Source organism: Microbacterium karelineae (assembly GCF_009745985.1).
Lineage (GTDB): Bacteria > Actinomycetota > Actinomycetes > Actinomycetales > Microbacteriaceae > Microbacterium > Microbacterium karelineae.
Genome location: NZ_WFIX01000171.1, coordinates 36,921 through 55,978 on the forward strand (window position 1 = coordinate 36,921; position 19,058 = coordinate 55,978).

14 protein-coding genes are annotated in these 19,058 nt (G+C 69.2%); 3 read left to right on the plus strand and 11 right to left on the minus strand.

What is annotated here, in order from left to right; translation table 11 throughout:
- Positions 1-37: 37 nt before the first annotated feature.
- Positions 38-1,258: a polysaccharide biosynthesis protein gene (locus tag GB932_RS01625; RefSeq protein WP_156758979.1), complete on the minus strand. Its 1,221-nt coding sequence runs from the start codon at positions 1,256-1,258 to the stop codon at positions 38-40.
- A 66-nt stretch (positions 1,259-1,324) separates the two neighbouring features.
- Positions 1,325-2,290: a glycosyltransferase family 2 protein gene (locus GB932_RS01630; RefSeq protein ID WP_197517246.1), complete on the minus strand. Its 966-nt coding sequence runs from the start codon at positions 2,288-2,290 to the stop codon at positions 1,325-1,327.
- 134 nt (positions 2,291-2,424) lie between these two features.
- Between GB932_RS01630 and GB932_RS01635 the strand changes: the two genes are divergently transcribed.
- Positions 2,425-4,527: a glycosyl hydrolase gene (locus GB932_RS01635; RefSeq protein ID WP_156758981.1), complete on the plus strand. Its 2,103-nt coding sequence runs from the start codon at positions 2,425-2,427 to the stop codon at positions 4,525-4,527.
- Complete coding sequence (locus GB932_RS01640; RefSeq protein ID WP_156758982.1) at positions 4,528-6,759, plus strand: DUF4012 domain-containing protein; 2,232 nt, start codon at positions 4,528-4,530, stop codon at positions 6,757-6,759.
- A 207-nt stretch (positions 6,760-6,966) separates the two neighbouring features.
- Here GB932_RS01640 and GB932_RS01645 read toward each other — a convergent pair whose 3' ends face one another.
- The 5 genes from GB932_RS01645 to rpsL form a co-directional block, all read right to left on the minus strand.
- Positions 6,967-7,584, minus strand: a complete 618-nt coding sequence (locus GB932_RS01645; protein ID WP_156758983.1) for a VanZ family protein — start codon at positions 7,582-7,584, stop codon at positions 6,967-6,969.
- A 118-nt stretch (positions 7,585-7,702) separates the two neighbouring features.
- Complete coding sequence (gene tuf / locus GB932_RS01650; protein ID WP_156758984.1) at positions 7,703-8,896, minus strand: elongation factor Tu; 1,194 nt, start codon at positions 8,894-8,896, stop codon at positions 7,703-7,705.
- Positions 8,897-9,061: 165 nt separating this feature from the next.
- A complete protein-coding gene (fusA, locus tag GB932_RS01655; RefSeq protein WP_156758985.1) occupies positions 9,062-11,176 on the minus strand; it encodes an elongation factor G in 2,115 nt (704 codons plus the stop codon).
- Between the two features lie 96 nt (positions 11,177-11,272).
- Positions 11,273-11,743 (minus strand): 30S ribosomal protein S7, encoded by a 471-nt coding sequence (rpsG, locus tag GB932_RS01660; protein ID WP_156758986.1) that lies wholly within the window; start codon positions 11,741-11,743, stop codon positions 11,273-11,275.
- Between the two features lie 5 nt (positions 11,744-11,748).
- Complete coding sequence (gene rpsL, locus GB932_RS01665; protein ID WP_156758987.1) at positions 11,749-12,117, minus strand: 30S ribosomal protein S12; 369 nt, start codon at positions 12,115-12,117, stop codon at positions 11,749-11,751.
- A 235-nt stretch (positions 12,118-12,352) separates the two neighbouring features.
- Here rpsL and GB932_RS01670 point away from each other — a divergent pair, with 235 nt between their 5' ends.
- The gene (locus GB932_RS01670; protein WP_156758988.1) at positions 12,353-13,006 is read left to right on the plus strand and encodes a spermidine/putrescine ABC transporter substrate-binding protein; all 654 of its coding nucleotides are present in this window, start codon (positions 12,353-12,355) and stop codon (positions 13,004-13,006) included.
- 52 nt (positions 13,007-13,058) lie between these two features.
- Here the strand turns inward: GB932_RS01670 and GB932_RS01675 are convergent, their stop codons facing one another.
- From GB932_RS01675 to rpoC, 4 genes are all read right to left on the minus strand, one after another.
- Entirely contained in the window at positions 13,059-13,523 is a 465-nt protein-coding gene (locus tag GB932_RS01675; RefSeq protein ID WP_156758989.1) for a DUF6121 family protein, read from the minus strand.
- A gap of 121 nt (positions 13,524-13,644) precedes the next feature.
- A complete protein-coding gene (locus GB932_RS01680) occupies positions 13,645-14,814 on the minus strand; it encodes a hypothetical protein (protein ID WP_156758990.1) in 1,170 nt (389 codons plus the stop codon).
- A 96-nt stretch (positions 14,815-14,910) separates the two neighbouring features.
- Positions 14,911-15,081, minus strand: coding sequence for a hypothetical protein (locus tag GB932_RS01685; RefSeq protein ID WP_156758991.1), 171 nt, complete (start codon positions 15,079-15,081; stop codon positions 14,911-14,913).
- A gap of 96 nt (positions 15,082-15,177) precedes the next feature.
- A complete protein-coding gene (gene rpoC, locus GB932_RS01690) occupies positions 15,178-19,053 on the minus strand; it encodes a DNA-directed RNA polymerase subunit beta' (protein ID WP_156758992.1) in 3,876 nt (1,291 codons plus the stop codon).
- Positions 19,054-19,058 lie beyond the last annotated feature (5 nt).

Genomic DNA, 19,058 nt, shown 5'->3' on the forward strand with positions numbered 1-19,058 from the left:
CGCCGGAGGAGCGATCGCTCACGAGGAGGAGTGCGGGTCATGCGCGCGCCCGCCGTGCGCTCCAGAGCGGCACGATCATCGCGACCTGGACGACGAGCACGACCGTCTCCGCCGTCGCCAGCCCCGCCGCGCCTCCGACCGCGCCGAACGCCGACGCGAGCGCCAGCGTCGTGGGGATGCCCACGACCGCGCCGGCGACGACGCTCGCGAACACCCGCTTGGGGTGGCCGAGCGCGATGAGCACGTGGCGGCCCGTCGCGGTCGACATCGACATGCACAGCACGGCGACGCCGAACAGGATCGCCGTGGGCTGGTCGATCGCGACGTCGGATCCGAACGCGACGGCCGTCAGCCACGGGCCGAGGAGCGCGAACATCAGGAAGCCGGCGACGCCGAGCGCGATATGCAGGGCGAGCGCCCGCCGGGCGCGCCACCCGAAGTGCGCGCGATCCTCCTCGACGACCCACCCCTGCAGGGCGTTGCCCTGGGCGCCGGTGACGGTCTGCCCCATGCGCCACAGCTTGTCGCCCGAGACATATGTCGCGGCCTGCGCCGTCGAAGCGCCGGCCGTGACGAGCGACACCGCGAGGGCCGTGTAGGCGCCGCTGACGGTCTCGGTCGCGGCGGCCGACAGCTGCCGGCGCGCGAACCGCATCGACGAGGCCCAGCCGGTCATGAGCTCGCGCACCGGCACGACGCGCAGTGCGTAGGCGCCGACTCCGCCGAGGATCGCCGTGATGAGCAGAGTCGGGTATGTCCACACCCACGCGGCGCCGCCGACGACGACGAGCACGGCTCCGATGAGCGTCGCGATGGCGCGGGGCAGCAGCTCGTAGCCGATGAGCGGCAGGGGCCTGCCGAGGCCGATGAGGTACCAGCTCGACGTGAGGCCGCCGAGGGTGATCGCGACGGCCATGAGCGCCGCATCCCCCGCGGCGCCCGCGGGCGCGAGGATCCAGGCGACGGCGGATCCGATGACGAGCGCGGGGATCACGAGCATCAGCCGCGCCCGAGTGCCACGGGCGAACAGCTCGGGGCGCTCCTCTTCCGCGGCGAGCGCGACGAGCGTCGGGCCCTGCACGTTCAGGCCGAGGCCGACGGCGAGGGCGAGGAATCCCCCGACCGACTGCCCGACGGCGATCGCGACCCAGGCCTGCTCGCCGGCCGCGCGGGCGAGCAGCGGCAGGATCAGGAACGGGATGAGCGCCGAGAAGGCGGGGATCGTCGAGAAGCTCAGCAGCCGGCGGGTGAGCGACATGTCAGGCCGCCCCGCTCGCAGAGCTGCGGCGTGCGACGAAGGCGCGACGGATCCGAGAGCGCACGCTCAGCCCTCCCAGAATCCGGCGCGTCGCATCTGCACGGCGCGCAGCAGTCCGATCGTGCGGTCGATGCCGGCGGCGGGGATCTGCGGGCGCTCGACGCCCTTCGCGGCGCGCCACCCCGCGATCCGGCCCGCGAGCGCCGACGCGTCGCGCTGCAGCACGAGGCGGCGCGCGCACACGAGCGCCTCGATCGCGAGGGCCATGGCCGCGTGGCGCGTGCGCAGGACGCCCCACGCCCGCAGCAGGTAGCCGCGGCCGAAGCCTGCCAGGCGCGTCTGGCGCGGGGATCCCTCGCCCGCCGACGCACCGCCGATGTGCACGCCGCCCGGCTCGGTGAGGGCGAGCGTGTCGTACCCGCCCGCGCGCAGTCGCAGCGCGAGGTCGAGCTCCTCGCCGTACATGAAGATGCCCTCGTCGAGCAGGCCGACCTCGTCGAGCGCGCGGCGACGGTACGCGGCGACGGCGCCGTATGGGCCGAGCACGGGCGGATCCACCGCGTCGGAGCGCGCGATGTCGGCGCCGTGGAAGCGCACGAAGCCGGCGCACGTCGGATCCGCTGTGATGCCCTGCGAGTCGACGCGCCCGTCGGGCGTCGTGAGGAGCGGGCAGACGCTCGCGATCGACGCCGGGGCGCCGTCGAACGCGTCCGCGATGTCGGCCATGAGCGTCGGCTCGGCGATCACGTCGCTGTTGACGAGCACGACGACGTCGGCGGATCCGTGCCGGACGCCGACGTTGCACGTCGCGGCGAACCCGCGATTGACCTCGTTGCGGAGCAGGGTCAGGTCGGGGAACGCGGCCGCGACGCGATCCGCGGTGTCGTCGGGGCCGCAGTCGTCGACGATGATCACATTCACAGGACGCGTCTGGGAGACGAGGGCCGCGAGACAGGGCTCGACATGCTCCCACCCGCCGTACACCGGCACGATGGCGTCGATCGTCACGCTGCGCGGCCGGGATTCGGGCATGGGCTTCATCCTATTCGTCTGACGGTCTCTGCACGGCGCTGACCGAAGGGGCCGATCCTGCCCGCAAAGACGTCGTTTGTCAGTCCCCCGTGGGATGATGAACCCCGTTCGCCACCCGGAGGGAATGACGGATCTTGGCTCTGACAACACGCAGCAGGAACACGCTGTTCATCGTCGCCGGCGCTCTCGTCGTCGTGCTCGGAGGAGGAGGCATCGCGCTCGCCGCGATCTTCGGGGGCGACGAGCCCGAACCGGCGGCGACCACCCCGACGCCGACCGTCACGCCGACTCCGACGCCCACGCCGACTCCGACGCCGGATCCCCGTGCCGAGTCGCTGCCGACGTCGACCGTGATGCACGCCATGCTCGATGGCTGGGCCGGGGCCGACACGTCCCGCGTCGCCGACATCATGCCGCAGATCGGCGGTGCGGCCTCCGGGCGCATGTCGGCGTTCATCGACGCGCCGCGCGTCGATGGGGCGACGACCGCTCTCAGCGCCGAGGTGACCGTCGAGCCGGGCGAGACATACGAGCTGTCCGCGCAGGTGCGCGCCGGCACGTACAAGCCGAGCGAGGTCCCCGCCGTCATCCGCATCGGCGAGACCCGCGTGGAGGTCGGCGAGATCAACGCCGACTGGTCCGAGGTCACGGGCGAGTTCACGGCCCCCGAGGGGCAGGACACGGCGACCCTCGAGGTCCGCGTGGGCGGGCCCGTGCGCGCACTCGGTCTCGACGACATCACCCTCACGCCCGCGTCGGGCGGCGACAACGTCGTGCCGAACTCGTCGTTCGAGAACGTCACCGGCGAGTGGGGAATCCTCAACGACTCCCTCATCCTGCGCGAGGACGGCGCCTCGATGGGCGTCTCGCTCGCCGACGGCGACGCGCGCTGGTCGGTCACGACGACCGACGGCAGCGAGGTCGCCAGCGGATCGCGCGAGGTGAAGAACGGCGTCGCGCGCATCCCGCTCGAGGGCGTCGGCCAGGGCTTCTACACCTTCTCCGTCACCGCGTCCGACGGCCGCCAGGTGTCGACGCCGTTCGGCGTCGTCGACTACGCCGGCGCCTACGTCGCCGCCGACGACCGCTTCGGCGTCGCGACGCACGTCGACCAGAGCTGGTACGTCGACGCGGCGGACGCGATGCGCGCCGTCGGCTTCGGCATCGCGCGCAACGACGTGCTGTGGGATCAGAACGAGACCTCGCCCGGCCAGTACGCCTTCTCGTCGCACTACACGAGCGAGTTCGGCAAGTTCTCGGCCCACGGCATCGACCTGCTCGGCATCGTCAACTACACGAACCCGCTCTACGACGGCGGCGCACGCCCCAACTCCCCGGAGGCCGTCGAGGCGTTCGGCCGGTACGCGGCCGAGATCGCGAAGTCGTTCGACGTCGCGGGCGTGCAGGTGTTCAACGAGTTCAACCACGAGCGCTTCGCGCCGGGCGGCTGCGGATCCGCGCCCGAGTGCTACACCCCGCTCATCCAATCGGTCGAGCGCCACGTGGCCGAGGTCGATCCCGAGATCCCCGTCGTCGTCGGCGGCACGGCCAACTACGACGGCGAGTGGTTCCAGGGGCTGTGGCACACGGGCGCCATCGAGAACTCCGACGTCATGAGCTTCCACCCGTACAACAAGTACATCTACGACGTGCCCGAGAGCCTGTCGAGCGTCATCCAGGACGCGAACCAGAACATGAACGACATCACGGGCTCGAAGCTCCCGATCTGGATCACCGAGTTCGGGTGGACGACGGGCGCCGAGATGGGCCAGAACGTCACATACGGCACGCAGGCCGAGCGCCTCATGCGCGCCGAGCTGACGGCCCTGAGCTACGGCGTCGAGAAGTACTACTGGTACGACCTCATCAACGACAGCACCGACGGCAACGCGCACGAGGGCAACTTCGGCATGTTCGAGCAGAAGCGCTCCGGCGTCGCAGCGCAGCCGCCCAAGCCCGCCGCGTTCGCCCAGGCGCTGCTCATCAACGAGCTCGCGGGGCGCGGCGAGCCCCAGCGCGTCGACGCGGGCGACGGCGTGAAGACCGCCGTCTTCGGCGAGGACGGCGACATGATCCGCGCCGCCTGGTCGATCGAGGGCGAGCGCGAGGCGACCTTCGAGGTGTCCGGTCCCGTCGAGATGACGACCATGTGGGGTACGACGAAGACGATCAAGCCGAAGAACGGCGAGGTCACCGTGACGGTGGGCAGCTCCCCCGTGTTCATCGAGGACAAGTAAGTGACAGACGAGAACGATCCCTTCGCCGGCCTGACCCGCAAGCAGCTGCGCGACATGCGCGCGCGGCTCGACGCTGCTGAGGCCGCGAGGGCGGGCGATGAGGGGGACGACGCGTCGACGACGGCCCTGCCCGCGCAGGGCGGATCCGATGCGCACGGCGCCGAGACGACCGTGCTGCCCGGGCAGGGCGGCGATGAGCGGGGTCGCGACGCGACGGCACCGCCGGAGACGGAGACGACCCTCCTGCCGACGCATGGCGCGGATTCCACGCAGGCGGCCCCGGCCGCCGATGCGCCGGCCGACATGACGGGCACGCCCGCGCAAGGCGCCGAGACGACGATGCTCCCCGCGCAGGGCACAGGAACCTCCGAATCGAACGCCGCGGCGGCAGGGGCCGCGCCGGGCACGCCGATCGCTCAGGCCGACGACGCGCCGACGCCCGCGCTGGGCACGCCCGCGGTCGCACCCGGCGCGGCAGGCGGATCCGGCGGCGCCGACGGCGGCGCGCCCTCGGGCGATGTCGAGGGCTCCGGCCGCCGCTGGACGAAGCGCCACACGAAGCGCACGATCATCATCGCGGTCATCGTGCTCATCGTCTGCGCGGTCTGGCTCGGCGTGCGCGCCCTCATGGTGAAGGGCGACCTCGAGGCGGCGCAGCGCGTCGTGGCCCACGTCCAGCAGGATCCCGACAGCCTCGACGCGTCGCTGCCCGTGCTCGGCGAATACGCCGGCTCGGCGGCGAGCGTCGGCTGGGATCCGATCTGGCGCGTCGCCGAGTTCCTCCCGTGGGCGGGCGACAACCTCCGGGGCGTGCGCCTCGCGGCGCAGTCGCTCGATGTCGGCGTCAACGACCTCGCGGTGCCTGCGCTCGACGCGATGCGCTCCGAGAGCGAGACGCCGGTCCTGCAGCGCCTCCTGCCCATCCTCGACGAGGTGCAGCCCGACATCACCTCACTCGCCGACGGCATCCACGGCGTTGCTGGCTCGGGCGCGCTGATCGGCCCCGTCCGCAACGGCGTCGACATGGTCGACGGCGTGATGCAGGCGGCCGCGCCCGCGATCGGCGTCGCGCCGGGCCTCCTCGGCGCCGACGAGCCGCGCAACTACCTGCTCGTGTTCATGAACAACGCCGAGTCCGTCGGCCTCGGCGGATCCGCGGCGTCGCAGACGCTCATCAGCGTCGATCAGGGCAAGCTCGAGATCGCGGCGCAGGCGAGCAGCGCGAGCTACGTCGAGGGTCAGCCGGTCGACGTCGAGGTCGCGGACAGCGCGATCCAGCTGTACACCGACTATCTCCGCACACACGTCAACACGACCGCCAGCCGGCCCGACTTCCCGACGATGTCCGAGCTCACGACGGCGTTCTGGAATCGCGATATCGGCGATCAGCAGATCGACGGCGTCGTGAGCATCGACCCGATCGCGCTCGGGTACATCCTCGAGGCGACCGGTCCGATCCAGCTCGACACGGGCGAGACCCTCTCGAGCACGAACGCCGCGCAGCTCCTCCTGAGCGACGTGTACAGCATGTACGACAGCACGACCGATCCCGCGGCGGCCGACGCGTTCTTTGCGAGCGTCGCGGGCAAGGTCTTCGAGAAGATCGCGACCGCCGACTTCGACATGCCGACGATGCTGAACTCCATGCGCCGCGGCATCGACCAGGGATCGGTGCTGTTCCACAGCTTCGACGACGAGACGCAGGCGTTCATCGCGGACGAGCGCGTCTCGGGCATCCTGCCGACCTCGAATGAGGAGCAGAGCACCGTCGGGGTGTACTTCCGCGACGAGTCGGCGTCGAAGATCGACTACTACATGAAGTCGAACATCGACCTCACGCAGACCTGCTCGGCGGGCGGCAGCGAGTTCCAGGTCGACACGACACTGCACCTTGACATCGACCAGGCGTCCGCCGACGTGCTGCCGCTCTACGTGCAGAGCAACACCTCCGGCTGGGGGTCAACGCGCTTCCGCACGGCGGTGTATGTCTACGGCCCTCCCGGCACGACGGTCGAGTCGGTCGAGATGGAGGGCCGCGAGGTCGAGTTGAAGAGCGACGAGATCGACGACCTCGGTCGCCCCGTCGCGTTCTTCTGGACCTACCTCGCCCCGACGGAGCTCGCGAAGGTCACGGCGACGTTCTCGGGCGAGGGCGACTTCGGCCCGGCCGCCCTCTGGTCGACGCCCATGGTCAACGCCACGACGGGCACCGTCACCGCCTGCGGCGAGTAGGCGCCGTGCGGGGCGCCTGACACCACGCGCCGCGCACTATCGGTGCCGAATGGTCACCAGCGCCCCGCATAACGACCACACGGCACCCCCGGCACGACGCGACGCCCGCTACCGGTGCCGAATGGTCACCTGCGCCCCGCATAACGACCACACGGCACCCCCGACACGACGCGCCTCCGGGCCGCGCCCGCCCGACGCGTCGCGGCGTCAGTACGGCAGCTGGCGCGTGGGGGCCGTCGGCGTGCGGTCGCTCATGACGCCGAGATCCTCGAGAACCGCCGTGCGGTTCGGATCCTGCGGGGCGGGCCGGCCGCGGCCGTTGCCGCGCGCCCGACGCTCCTCCCAGCGAGCGCGTTCGAGCACCTTCGCGTCACGGGCGTGCACCATGCCGCGCAGCGTCGCGGCGATGAAGGTGCCGATCCAGGCGCCGAGCGAGTTGGACACGATGTCGCGCAGATCGCTCACGCGGTCGCTGAGGAACTCTCCCTGCGTCCACTCGATCGCGCCCGAGTAGGCCGGCAGGATGATCAGGGCGAGCCACCAGCCCCAGCCCGGCAAAGCGAGCCCGAGGAGGAATCCGAGCGGGATGAACATCCCGATGTTCGCGGTGAACTCGAGCTCCATGTACCCGAAAGCCTCGGGCATGCCGAGGCGGTGCAGCACGCGCAGCACACGGTCGGCGACCGAGTCGACGCCGACGCCGTCGAGGCTCGGCGTCATCGTCACCCACATGACGAAGGCGAGGTAGACGAAGAAGAGCGCGGTCGCGAGTCCCACGCGCATCCGGCTGCGGGGAGGCCTGCGGTCGTCGTCAGCGTAGGTCATAGGGGGCAGGTTAGACGGTCCATCTCTGCTGCACCCTGGGAACCGCGCTGTGAACGCACAGAGAAGCGGGGCGGATCCCGAAGGATCCGCCCCGCTCTGTCACGCAGGCCCGAAGGTCTTACTTGATGATGCTCGTCACCGTGCCGGCGCCGACCGTGCGGCCACCCTCACGGATCGCGAAGCCGAGGCCCTCTTCCATGGCGATCGGCTGGATCAGCTCGACCGTCATGTCGGTGGTGTCACCGGGCATGACCATCTCGGTGCCCTCGGGCAGCGAGATGACGCCGGTGACGTCCGTGGTGCGGAAGTAGAACTGCGGGCGGTAGTTCGTGTAGAAGGGGTTGTGACGGCCGCCCTCGTCCTTCGAGAGGATGTACGCCGTACCCTCGAAGTTCGTGTGGGGCGTGACCGAACCCGGCTTCACGACGACCTGGCCGCGCTCGACGTCCTCACGCTTCAGACCGCGAAGCAGGAGGCCGCAGTTCTCGCCGGCCCACGCCTCGTCGAGCTGCTTGTGGAACATCTCGATACCCGTGACCGTGGTCTTCTGGGTGTCGCGGATGCCGACGATCTCGACCTCGGAGTTGATCGCGAGGGTGCCGCGCTCGGCGCGACCCGTGACGACCGTGCCACGACCGGTGATCGTGAAGACGTCCTCGATCGGCATGAGGAACGGCTTGTCGCGGTCACGCTCGGGCTCGGGGATCGAGTTGTCGACGGCCTCCATGAGGTCGACGATCGCCTGCGTCCACTTCTCGTCGCCCTCGAGAGCCTTGAGGCCCGAGACCTGCACGACGGGAGCGTTGTCGCCGTCGAAGCCCTGCGACGAGAGCAGCTCGCGAACCTCGAGCTCGACGAGCTCCAGGATCTCCTCGTCGTCGACCATGTCCGACTTGTTCAGCGCGACGAGCAGGTAGGGAACGCCGACCTGCTTGGCGAGCAGAACGTGCTCACGCGTCTGCGCCATGGGACCGTCGGTCGCGGCGACCACGAGGATCGCGCCGTCCATCTGGGCGGCACCGGTGATCATGTTCTTGACGTAGTCGGCGTGACCCGGGGCGTCGACGTGAGCGTAGTGACGGCTCGGCGTCTCGTACTCGACGTGCGAGACGTTGATCGTGATGCCGCGGTCGCGCTCCTCGGGAGCCGAGTCGATCGAGCTGAAGTCGCGCTGGACGTTCACGTCGGACGGGTACTTCTCCGCCAGCACCTTCGAGATGGCGGCGGTCAGCGTGGTCTTACCGTGGTCGACGTGACCGATCGTTCCGATGTTCACGTGCGGCTTGGTGCGCTCGAACTTGGCCTTAGCCACTGTGTCCTCCTCAGGACGTCAGGGAGCGGGGCCGGGCGCTGGATTGCGACCGGACCTCTCCGGGGTTTGTTTCAGTCTAGTAGAGACAGTCTGTGTGAAGTTATGCGGGGTGGGCGGGGCCGAGTGTCTCGGCCCCGCCCGAGAGCCAGCAGGGCGGCGAGTGTCTTACTCGCCCTTGCCCTTCTGGATGATCTCGTCGGCGACAGCCTTGGGAACCTCAGCGTAGCTGTCGAACTCCATCGAGTAGACGGCGCGGCCCGACGTGCGCGAACGCAGGTCGCCGATGTAGCCGAACATGCTCGACAGCGGCACGAGGGCGCGGACGACCTTGACGCCCTGGGCGTCCTCCATCGACTGCACCTGACCGCGGCGCGAGTTCAGGTCGCCGATGACGTCGCCCATATACTCCTCGGGCGTGCGCACCTCGACGCTCATGAGCGGCTCGAGCAGCGCGGGGCTCGCCTTCTGGACGGCCTCCTTGAAGCCCATCGAACCGGCGATCTTGAACGCCATCTCCGAGGAGTCGACGTCGTGGGAGGCGCCGTCGGTGAGCGTCGCCTTGACGCCGACCATCGGGTAGCCCGCGAGCACGCCGACGTTCATCGCATCCTGGAAGCCCGCGTCGACCGAGGGGATGTACTCGCGCGGAACGCGGCCACCCGTGACCTCGTTGCCGAACTCGTAGACCTTGTCGCCCTCGACGTCGATCGGCTCGAGGCGGAACTGGATCTTCGCGAACTGACCCGATCCACCCGTCTGCTTCTTGTGGGTGTAGTCGTGACGCTCGACCGCCTTGCGGATGGTCTCGCGGTACGCCACCTGGGGCTTGCCGACGTTGGCCTCGACCTTGAACTCGCGCTTCATGCGGTCGACGAGGATGTCGAGGTGCAGCTCGCCCATGCCCTTGACCGTGGTCTGTCCGGTCTCGGCGTTGTTCTCGACGCGGAAGGTCGGGTCCTCCTCAGCGAGCTTCTGGATCGCGAGACCCAGCTTCTCCTGGTCGGCCTTCGTCTTCGGCTCGATCGCGACCTCGATGACGGGCTCGGGGAACGTCATCGACTCGAGGACGACCTGCTTGGCGGGGTCGCACAGCGTGTCACCCGTCGTCGTGTCCTTGAGGCCGATGACCGCATAGATGTGGCCGGCGGTGACCGACTCGACGGGGTTCTCCTTGTTGGCGTGCATCTGGAAGATCTTCCCGATGCGCTCCTTCTTGCCCTTGGTCGAGTTGATGACCTGCGAGCCCGAGTCGAGGTGACCCGAGTACACCCGGATATAGGTCAGGCGACCGAAGAACGGGTGCGTGACGACCTTGAACGCGAGGGCCGTGAAGGGCTCCTCGGCGTCGGAGTGGCGCTCGATGACGACCGACTCGTCCTTCGGGTCGTGCGCCTCGATGGCGGGCACGTCGATGGGGGCCGGCAGGAAGTCGACGACCGCGTCGAGCATCGGCTGCACACCGCGGTTCTTGAACGCCGAGCCGCAGAACACGGGGAACGCGTCGCCCGAGATCGTCAGCTTGCGGATGCCCGCCTTGATCTCGTCGATCGAGAGCGCCTCGCCGCCGAAGAACTTCTCGAGGAGCTCGTCATCGGCCTCAGCGGCCGCCTCGACGAGCTTCTCGCGGTACTCCTCAGCCCGTGCCTGGAGGTCAGCCGGGATCTCCTGCGTCTCGTACTCGGCGCCCATCGTCACGTCGCCCTTGGCGTCGCCGGGCCAGACGAACGCCTTCATCGTGAGGAGGTCCACGACGCCGACGAAGTCGTTCTCGGCGCCGATCGGAAGCTGCATCACGAGCGGCTTCGCCTTGAGGCGGTTCACGATCGTGTCGATCGTGAAGTAGAAGTCGGCGCCCAGCTTGTCCATCTTGTTGACGAAGCAGATGCGGGGCACGTTGTACTTGTCAGCCTGACGCCACACCGTCTCCGACTGCGGCTCGACGCCCTCCTTGCCGTCGAAGACGGCGACGGCGCCGTCGAGCACGCGAAGCGAGCGCTCGACCTCGACCGTGAAGTCGACGTGGCCGGGGGTGTCGATGATGTTGATCTGGGTGCCGTTCCAGAAACTGGTCACAGCAGCCGACGTGATCGTGATGCCACGCTCCTGCTCCTGCTCCATCCAGTCCGTCGTCGCTCCACCGTCGTGCGTCTCACCGATCTTGTGGTTGACGCCCGTGTAGTACAGGATGCGCTCGGTCGTGGTGGTCTTACCGGCATCGATGTGAGCCATGATGCCGATGTTGCGGACCTTCTTGAGGTCGGTGAGCACGTCTTGTGCCACTTCGAGTTTCCTTACGTGAGAAAGGGATGAAACAGGAACGTCGGCCCCGGAGTCGCCCCGGAGAGCGGTCCGGGGCCGACGGGTGTCGCTGTCGTCTTACCAGCGGTAGTGCGCGAAGGCCCGGTTCGACTCGGCCATCTTGTGCGTGTCCTCGCGACGCTTGACCGCGGCGCCGAGACCGTTCGACGCGTCGAGGATCTCGTTCATGAGGCGCTCGGTCATCGTCTTCTCACGACGGCCCTTCGCGTAGCTGACGAGCCAGCGGAGGGCGAGCGTGTTGGCACGGTGAGGCTTGACCTCGACCGGAACCTGGTACGTCGAGCCGCCGACGCGGCGGCTGCGGACCTCGAGCGTGGGGCGCACGTTGTCGAGCGCCTTCTTGAGCGTCGCCACGGCGTCGCCGTCGGTCTTCGACTCGACACCCGCGAGGGCGTCGTAGACGATGTGCTCGGCGATCGACTTCTTGCCGTCGACGAGGATCTTGTTGACGAGCTGCGTGACGATCGGCGCGCCGTAGACGGGATCGTTGACGACGGGGCGCTTGGGGGCCGGACCCTTACGAGGCATCTAACTCAACCCTTCTTCGCGCCGTAGTGGCTACGGGCCTGCTTGCGGTTCTTGACGGCCTGCGTGTCGAGAGCGCCGCGCACGATGCGGTAACGCACACCGGGGAGGTCCTTCACACGACCACCGCGGACGAGCACGAGCGAGTGCTCCTGCAGGTTGTGGCCCTCACCGGGGATGTAGGCCGTGACCTCGGTGCCGTTGCGGAGCTTCACACGAGCGACCTTGCGCATCGCCGAGTTCGGCTTCTTGGGCGTGGTGGTGTACACACGGGTGCAGACACCGGCCTGCTGCGGGTTCGCCTTCAGGGCGGGCGCCTTGGTCTTGGTGACCTTGGGCTTGCGTCCCTTGCGAACCAACTGCTGGATAGTTGGCACGTTTCTCCTTGATTCGATGCTGCACGGTGACAGCAAGGCGTGATGTTTCACGTCGACCCATCCACGCGGGCGAGTGCCCGGGTGCCTTCGATGGGTATGCCGTGGGGGTGGACCTGTTCGCAGGCCTTGACCCTTATTGCGCACGCGCACGCGTCAGACGCGCACACGCAGACTGATCCATCATACGCGCGCGACACGCGCCCCGCAAACGCCCGAGGATCACTACCCTGAGTGTATGGAGCGGTCGCTGGAGACGCGGGTGAACCAGGCGGTCGACGCCTGGCTGCGCTGGCTGCCCCGCTGGGAGCCCGCCACCCACCGCGGGCGCCGCTCCCCCTGCCGTCGCTGCTTCGGATCCCCGATCCTCGAGGCCGCCGGCATCGGCCACGACACGCCGCACGGCGTGCAGCATGGGCTCTCCACACGCGTGAAGACGATCATCGATCAGCAGGTCGCGCAGTACACGGCGCAGAACCTGCCGATGCTGCAGGCCGAGCTCGACCAGCAGGCCGCACGCAATCGCGCGCGCAGCTACCGGCCGCGCGAGGACCTGGATCCCGAGTTCGACGGCATGCCGCTCGACCCCGAGCCGGATCCGGGCGCGCCGTTCCTGTTCACGATCGCCGGCTTCGAAGAGGAGGCCGCGCAGGAGACGCCGCCCCTTCCTCCCCTCTCCGACGACGCGAAGCGGGCGCTGCGGCGCGAGGTCGCGCTCGCCGACGAGCACGCGAACGACATCGGGCACGAGGTGTGCCGCCTGCTCGCGGCACACAGCGCGCGGATCCGCTCGGCCGTCAGCGAGTATGTGGATCCGCAGATCGACGCGATGATGAAGGAGCTCACGACGTCGCTCGACGCCCCCTTCGACCCGCGCGACCTCGGCAGCTGATCCGGGGCGCCCTCGCGATCTCGCTCGCGACGGATCCCCGCCGAGAACCGCGCTACGGCCGGCGCTCCCATGGCCAGCGCGGGCGCTCGGCGCCCGTGCGTCGGACCGCGATCGCGGCCCACGCGGCGACGAGCGCGGCGCCCGCGACGACCGGCGCGACCCAGCCGATCAGGACCTCGCGCGTGACGCCGAGGACGATGCCGAGGTCTCCCGTCTCGAACAGCGCGCCGAACGCGATCACGACGAGGTGCGCCGCGGCGGATCCGATGGCCGTGCCGAGCGCGGCGAAATAGCTCGGCCGCTCCGCCGCGATCGCGCCGCGCACGAGCAGCGCGAAGGCGGCGATCGCGGCGCCGGCCGCGACGTAGGCGGGGACGATGCCGACCCCGCGGGTCGAGATCACGTCGGAGTCGGTCGCGAGGCTCGCGACCCCGAGACCCGCGACGAGCAGGGCGAGGTATCCCACGCTCGCGAAGGCGACGAGCGCGGCATCGGGCAGCTGCTCGCGGGAGGTCACCCCTCCATTGTCCCGCCGCAGAAGGCGCACCGAGACAGAAGTCCACACGTCTTCGTCGAGTCCGCAGCTGCTGGCTGCGAACTCGACGAAGACGTGTGGACTCGTGGTGAGCGGACGCGGCTCAGGCGCTCTTCGCGGGGGCCTGCGGGCCCTCCGCCATGAGGCGGTCGTACTCCTCGCGCTCCGCGGCGTTCTGCTTTGTGATGCGCGCGCCGCGGCGCGACACCCAGCCGCCGAACCAGATCGTCACCTCGCGCGCGACGATGAAGGCGAGCAGCGCGGGCACCGCGAACACCGAGTGGACGAGCAGCAGGAAGCCCTCGTCGGCCGTGAGCACCCAGAACGGCTGGTCGAGGAAGACCCCGCCGATGTAGCCGGCGTAGGTCAGCAGCGCGACGAAGAGTCCGAGCACGACCCACGACCACCAGCGGGCGCGGTTGACGAAGACGCCGAGCAGCCAGAAGGCCAGCCAGAACGCGACGACCGTGAACCAGAACGGCGGCTGCAGGAGCACGTCGGTGACGAAGGTCAGCGGGTCGACGACGCTCTCGCGCGTCTCCGCGAACGACTCGAACAGGTTCCAGCCGTAGGTGACGGCCGCGTACAGCGCCGCGAAGACGACGGCGGCGAGCAGGCCGATGAGGCCCGATGCGCCGCGGTTGCCCCGCCGTCGGGGAGGCTCAGGAGCCTGCACGAAGATCGGCCCCGGCGCGGGCGCCACGTGGGGCGCCGGCTCGCTCGCCGTGACCGCGACCGTCTCCGGCTCGTCGATCGGCGTCGTCGCGCCCGGCTGCGGCTCGGTCGCCATGAAGGTCTCGTTCGTCGCCGGCTCGAACCACGGGTCGCCGGGCTTCCGCACGCCCTCGGGCTCTCGCGCCCCCGGTGCGACGGGAGCGGCCGTCGCGGTCTCCGACTCGAGGCGGTCGAGCTCGGCCGCGAGCGCCTCATAGTCGGGCTCATCGGCGGAATCGGTGGGGGCGCCGCCCTCGTCATCAGCGGCCCGAGTGTCGGTCTCCTCGGCGGGCGAGGCCTCCGCCGTGGATCCCTCGTCGGATGCGGCCGCATTCGCCTCGGTCGGCGCGTCGCCGCTCGGCTCGGCATCCGACGCGTCGCCGGATCCGCTCGCCTCGCCGGCGTCGTCCGGCGCACCCGCGTCTGTCATCTCGTCGGACTGCTCCGCGACGGGCGCCTGCTCGGGCGCGTCTCGCTCGTCGGCGACCGAAGCGGCACCGTCGGCCTGCTCCTCGACCGGCTCGCCGCCGTCGTTCCTCGAACCCTGGGCGTCACTCATCGCACGCACTCCTCACGGACGGGGCCTCTCCCCTCCTGCGGAAGATTAACGCGCCGCCCCCCGCAGATCCGCGCGCCTCGCCGGGGAACACGCCGCCTACGGTGTGATCGACCGCAGCCAGTCGAAGAACCCGAAGAACAGACCCGCGAGCCACTCGCCCACGATCGGCCAGAACGGCCACGCGGCCCAGATGAGCAGGGCGAGCACGGCCACGATCAGAATCGTGCCGATCGCCGTCGCCACCTTGCTGCGTCCCCCGATCGCCATGCATCCAGGCTAGTGGACGGGCGCGGCGCGGCTGAAGCAACACACAGGCCCCCGGATCCGAGGATCCGGGGGCCTGTGTCAGCGACTCGCGTCAGGTCAGTTGTATGACCCGGGCGTGAAGTCGTCGGTCGAGAAGGCGTCGAAGTCGACGTAGCTGTACTCGCCCTCGGCGAAGCCGCCGTCCGACGCGAAGATGCGGTTGGGGTACCGCTCGCTCTTCGCCTCCTCGGTCGCCTCGACCTCGACATCGCGGTACTTGGCGAGGCCCGTACCGGCCGGGATCAGCTTTCCGATGATGACGTTCTCCTTGAGACCGATCAGCGGGTCGCGCTTGCCCTGGAGCGCCGCCTCCGTGAGGACGCGGGTCGTCTCCTGGAACGACGCGGCCGACAGCCACGACTCCGTCGCGAGCGACGCCTTCGTGATTCCCATCAGCTCGGGACGACCCGATGCCGGACGCTTCGACTCGGAGACCGCCGCGCGGTTGACGTCCTGGTAGCGACGCATGTCGACCATCTCACCGGGCAGGAGGTCGGTCTCGCCGTGGTCGACGACGGTGACCTTGCGCAGCATCTGCCGCACGATGACCTCGATGTGCTTGTCGTGGATCGGCACACCCTGCGAGCGGTACACGCCCTGCACGCCGTCGACGAGGTACTTCTGCACCTCGCGGGCGCCCTGCACGCGCATGATCTCCTTCGGGTCGAGCGTGCCGACCTGAAGCGCCTGACCGACGTCGACGTGCTGGCCGTCCTCGACGAGCAGCGTCGCGCGCTTGAGCACCGGGTAGACGTGAGGCTCGTCGCCGCTGTCGGGCGTGACGATGACCTTCTTGCCCTTGTCGGTCTCCTCGATGGTGATCCGACCGGCCGACTCGGCGATCGGCGACGCGCCCTTCGGCGTGCGCGCCTCGAACAGCTCCTGCACGCGGGGAAGACCCTGCGTGATGTCGTCCGCCGACGCGGATCCACCGGTGTGGAACGTGCGCATCGTGAGCTGCGTGCCGGGCTCGCCGATCGACTGCGCCGCGATGATGCCCACGGCCTCGCCGATGTCGACCAGGTTGCCGGTCGCGAGCGAACGGCCGTAGCAGCTGGCGCAGACGCCGACCGCCGAGTCGCAGGTGAGCACGGAGCGCACCTTGATCTCGGTGACGCCGGCGGCGACGAGCTTGTCGATGAGCGGGTCGCCCACGTCCTGGCCCGCCTCGGCGACGACCGTGCCGTCCTCCGCCACGACGTCGACCGCGAGGCTGCGCGCGAACACGGAGTTCTCGACGTTCGAGTCCTTGACGAGCACGCCGTCGGCGCCGACCTCGGCGATCGGGTACACGAGGCCCTTCGACGTGCCGCAGTCCTCCTCGCGGATGATGACATCCTGCGAGACGTCGACGAGACGACGCGTGAGGTACCCCGAGTCGGCCGTACGGAGAGCTGTGTCGGCGAGACCCTTGCGCGCACCGTGGGTGGCGATGAAGTACTCGGCGACCGTGAGGCCCTCGCGGAAGGACGACAGGATCGGGCGGGGGATGATCTCGCCCTTGGGGTTGTTCACGAGACCGCGGATCGCGGCGATGTTCCGGATCTGCAGCCAGTTGCCTCGGGCGCCCGACGACACCATGCGGTAGATGGTGTTGTCGGTCGGGAACGAGTCCTTCATCTCCTGCTGGAGGACGTCGGTCGCCTCCGTCCAGAGGGTCGTCAGCTCCTGACGACGCTCGTCGTCGGTCGTGAGGCCCTTCTCGTACTGCGAGGTGATCTTCGCGGCCTTCTTCTCGTAGCCCGCGATGATCTCGCCCTTCTTCGCGGGCGTGAGGACGTCGCTCATCGCGACCGTGATGCCCGAGCGCGTGGCCCAGTGGTATCCGGTGTCCTTGATCTTGTCGAGCGTCTCCGCCGTCGTGACCTTCGGGTACTCCTCCGCCAGCTTGTTGACGATCTGCGAGAGCTTGCCCTTGTCGGCCTGCTCGCGCACGAACGGGTAGCCCTTCGGCAGCTGGTCGTTGAAGATCATCTGGCCGAGCGACGCGTCGACGAGACCGCTCTCGTCGTAGCCCTCGGGGGCGTCACCCTCGAGGAACGTGAGACCGGGCTGGCGGATCTTCGCCTTGGCCTGGAGGTGGAGCGTGCCCTCCTCGTACGCCATCTGCGCCTCGCTCACCGAGCCGAACACGCGCCCCTCGCCGGTCGCGCCATCGATCACGGTCGTGATGTGGTGCAGACCGATGATCATGTCCTGCGACGGCAGGGTCACGGGGCGGCCGTCGGACGGCTTGAGGATGTTGTTCGACGCGAGCATGAGCACGCGCGCCTCGGCCTGCGCCTCCACCGAGAGGGGAAGGTGCACGGCCATCTGGTCGCCGTCGAAGTCGGCGTTGAACGCCGTGCAGACGAGCGGGTGCAGCTGGATCGCCTTGCCCTCGACGAGCTGCGGCTCGAACGCCTGGATGCCGAGACGGTGCAGCGTGGGCGCACGGTTCAGCAGAACCGGACGCTCGCGGATGACCTCGTCGAGGACGTCCCACACCTCGGGGCGCGTGCGCTCCACGGCGCGCTTCGCGGCCTTGATGTTCTGCGAGTGCCCGAGGTCGATCAGGCGCTTGATGACGAACGGCTTGAACAGCTCGAGCGCCATCTGCTTCGGCAGACCGCACTGGTGGAGCTTGAGCTGCGGGCCGACGACGATGACCGAACGGCCCGAGTAGTCGACGCGCTTGCCGAGCAGGTTCTGGCGGAAGCGACCCTGCTTGCCCTTCAGCATGTCGCTGAGGGACTTCAGGGCGCGGTTGCCGGTGCCGGTGACGGGACGACCGCGGCGGCCGTTGTCGAACAGCGCGTCGACGGCCTCCTGCAGCATGCGCTTCTCGTTGTTCACGATGATCTCGGGGGCACCGAGGTCGATCAGACGACGCAGGCGGTTGTTGCGGTTGATCACGCGGCGGTACAGGTCGTTGAGGTCGCTCGTCGCGAAACGGCCGCCGTCGAGCTGCACCATCGGGCGCAGCTCCGGCGGGATCACGGGAACGACGTCGAGCACCATCGCGGCCGGCGACATGCCGGTCGAGAGGAACGAGTTGACGACCTTGAGGCGCTTGATCGCGCGGATCTTGCGCTGGCCCTTGCCCTCGGAGATCTGGAGGCGGAGCGCATCCGCCTCGGCGGCCAGGTCGAAGTTCGCCAGGCGCACCTGCAGCGCCTCGGCGCCCATGCGTGCGTCGAAGTACTGGCCGAAGCGGTCCTGCAGCTCCTGGAAGACGTCGTCCTCCGGCTTCAGCTGACCGACCTCGAGCGTGCGGAACTCCTCCCACATGCGCTCGAGCTTGGAGACCTGCTCGTCCGCGCGCTTGCGGATCGTGGCCATCTCCTTCTCGGCGGCGTCCTTGACCTTCTTCTTCTGGTCGGCCTTGGCACCCTCCTCCTCGAGCGCGGCGAGCTCCTCCTCCAGCTTCTGGAGGCGGGCGGCGACGCGCGAGTCGCGGCGGTCGGAGACCGCCTTGATCTCGAGACGGAGGTTGTTCTCGTGGGTCGGCATGTCGCGGTGACGCGCGTCGGCGTCGACCGAGATCACCATGTAGGCGGCGAAGTAGATGACCTTCTCGAGGTCCTTCGGCGCCATGTCGAGCAGGTAGCCGAGGCGCGAGGGGACGCCCTTGAAGTACCAGATGTGCGTGACGGGCGCGGCGAGCTCGAGGTGGCCCATGCGCTCACGGCGCACCGAGCTCTTCGTGACCTCGACACCGCAGCGCTCGCAGATGATGCCCTTGAAGCGCACGCGCTTGTACTTGCCGCAGGCGCACTCCCAGTCGCGGCTCGGCCCGAAGATCTGCTCACCGAACAGACCGTCCTTCTCGGGCTTCAGGGTGCGGTAGTTGATCGTCTCGGGCTTCTTGACCTCGCCGTAGGACCAGCGACGGATGTCGTCGGCGGTGGCCAGACCGATGCGAAGCTCATCGAAAGAAGTTGCGTCGAGCAATTGAC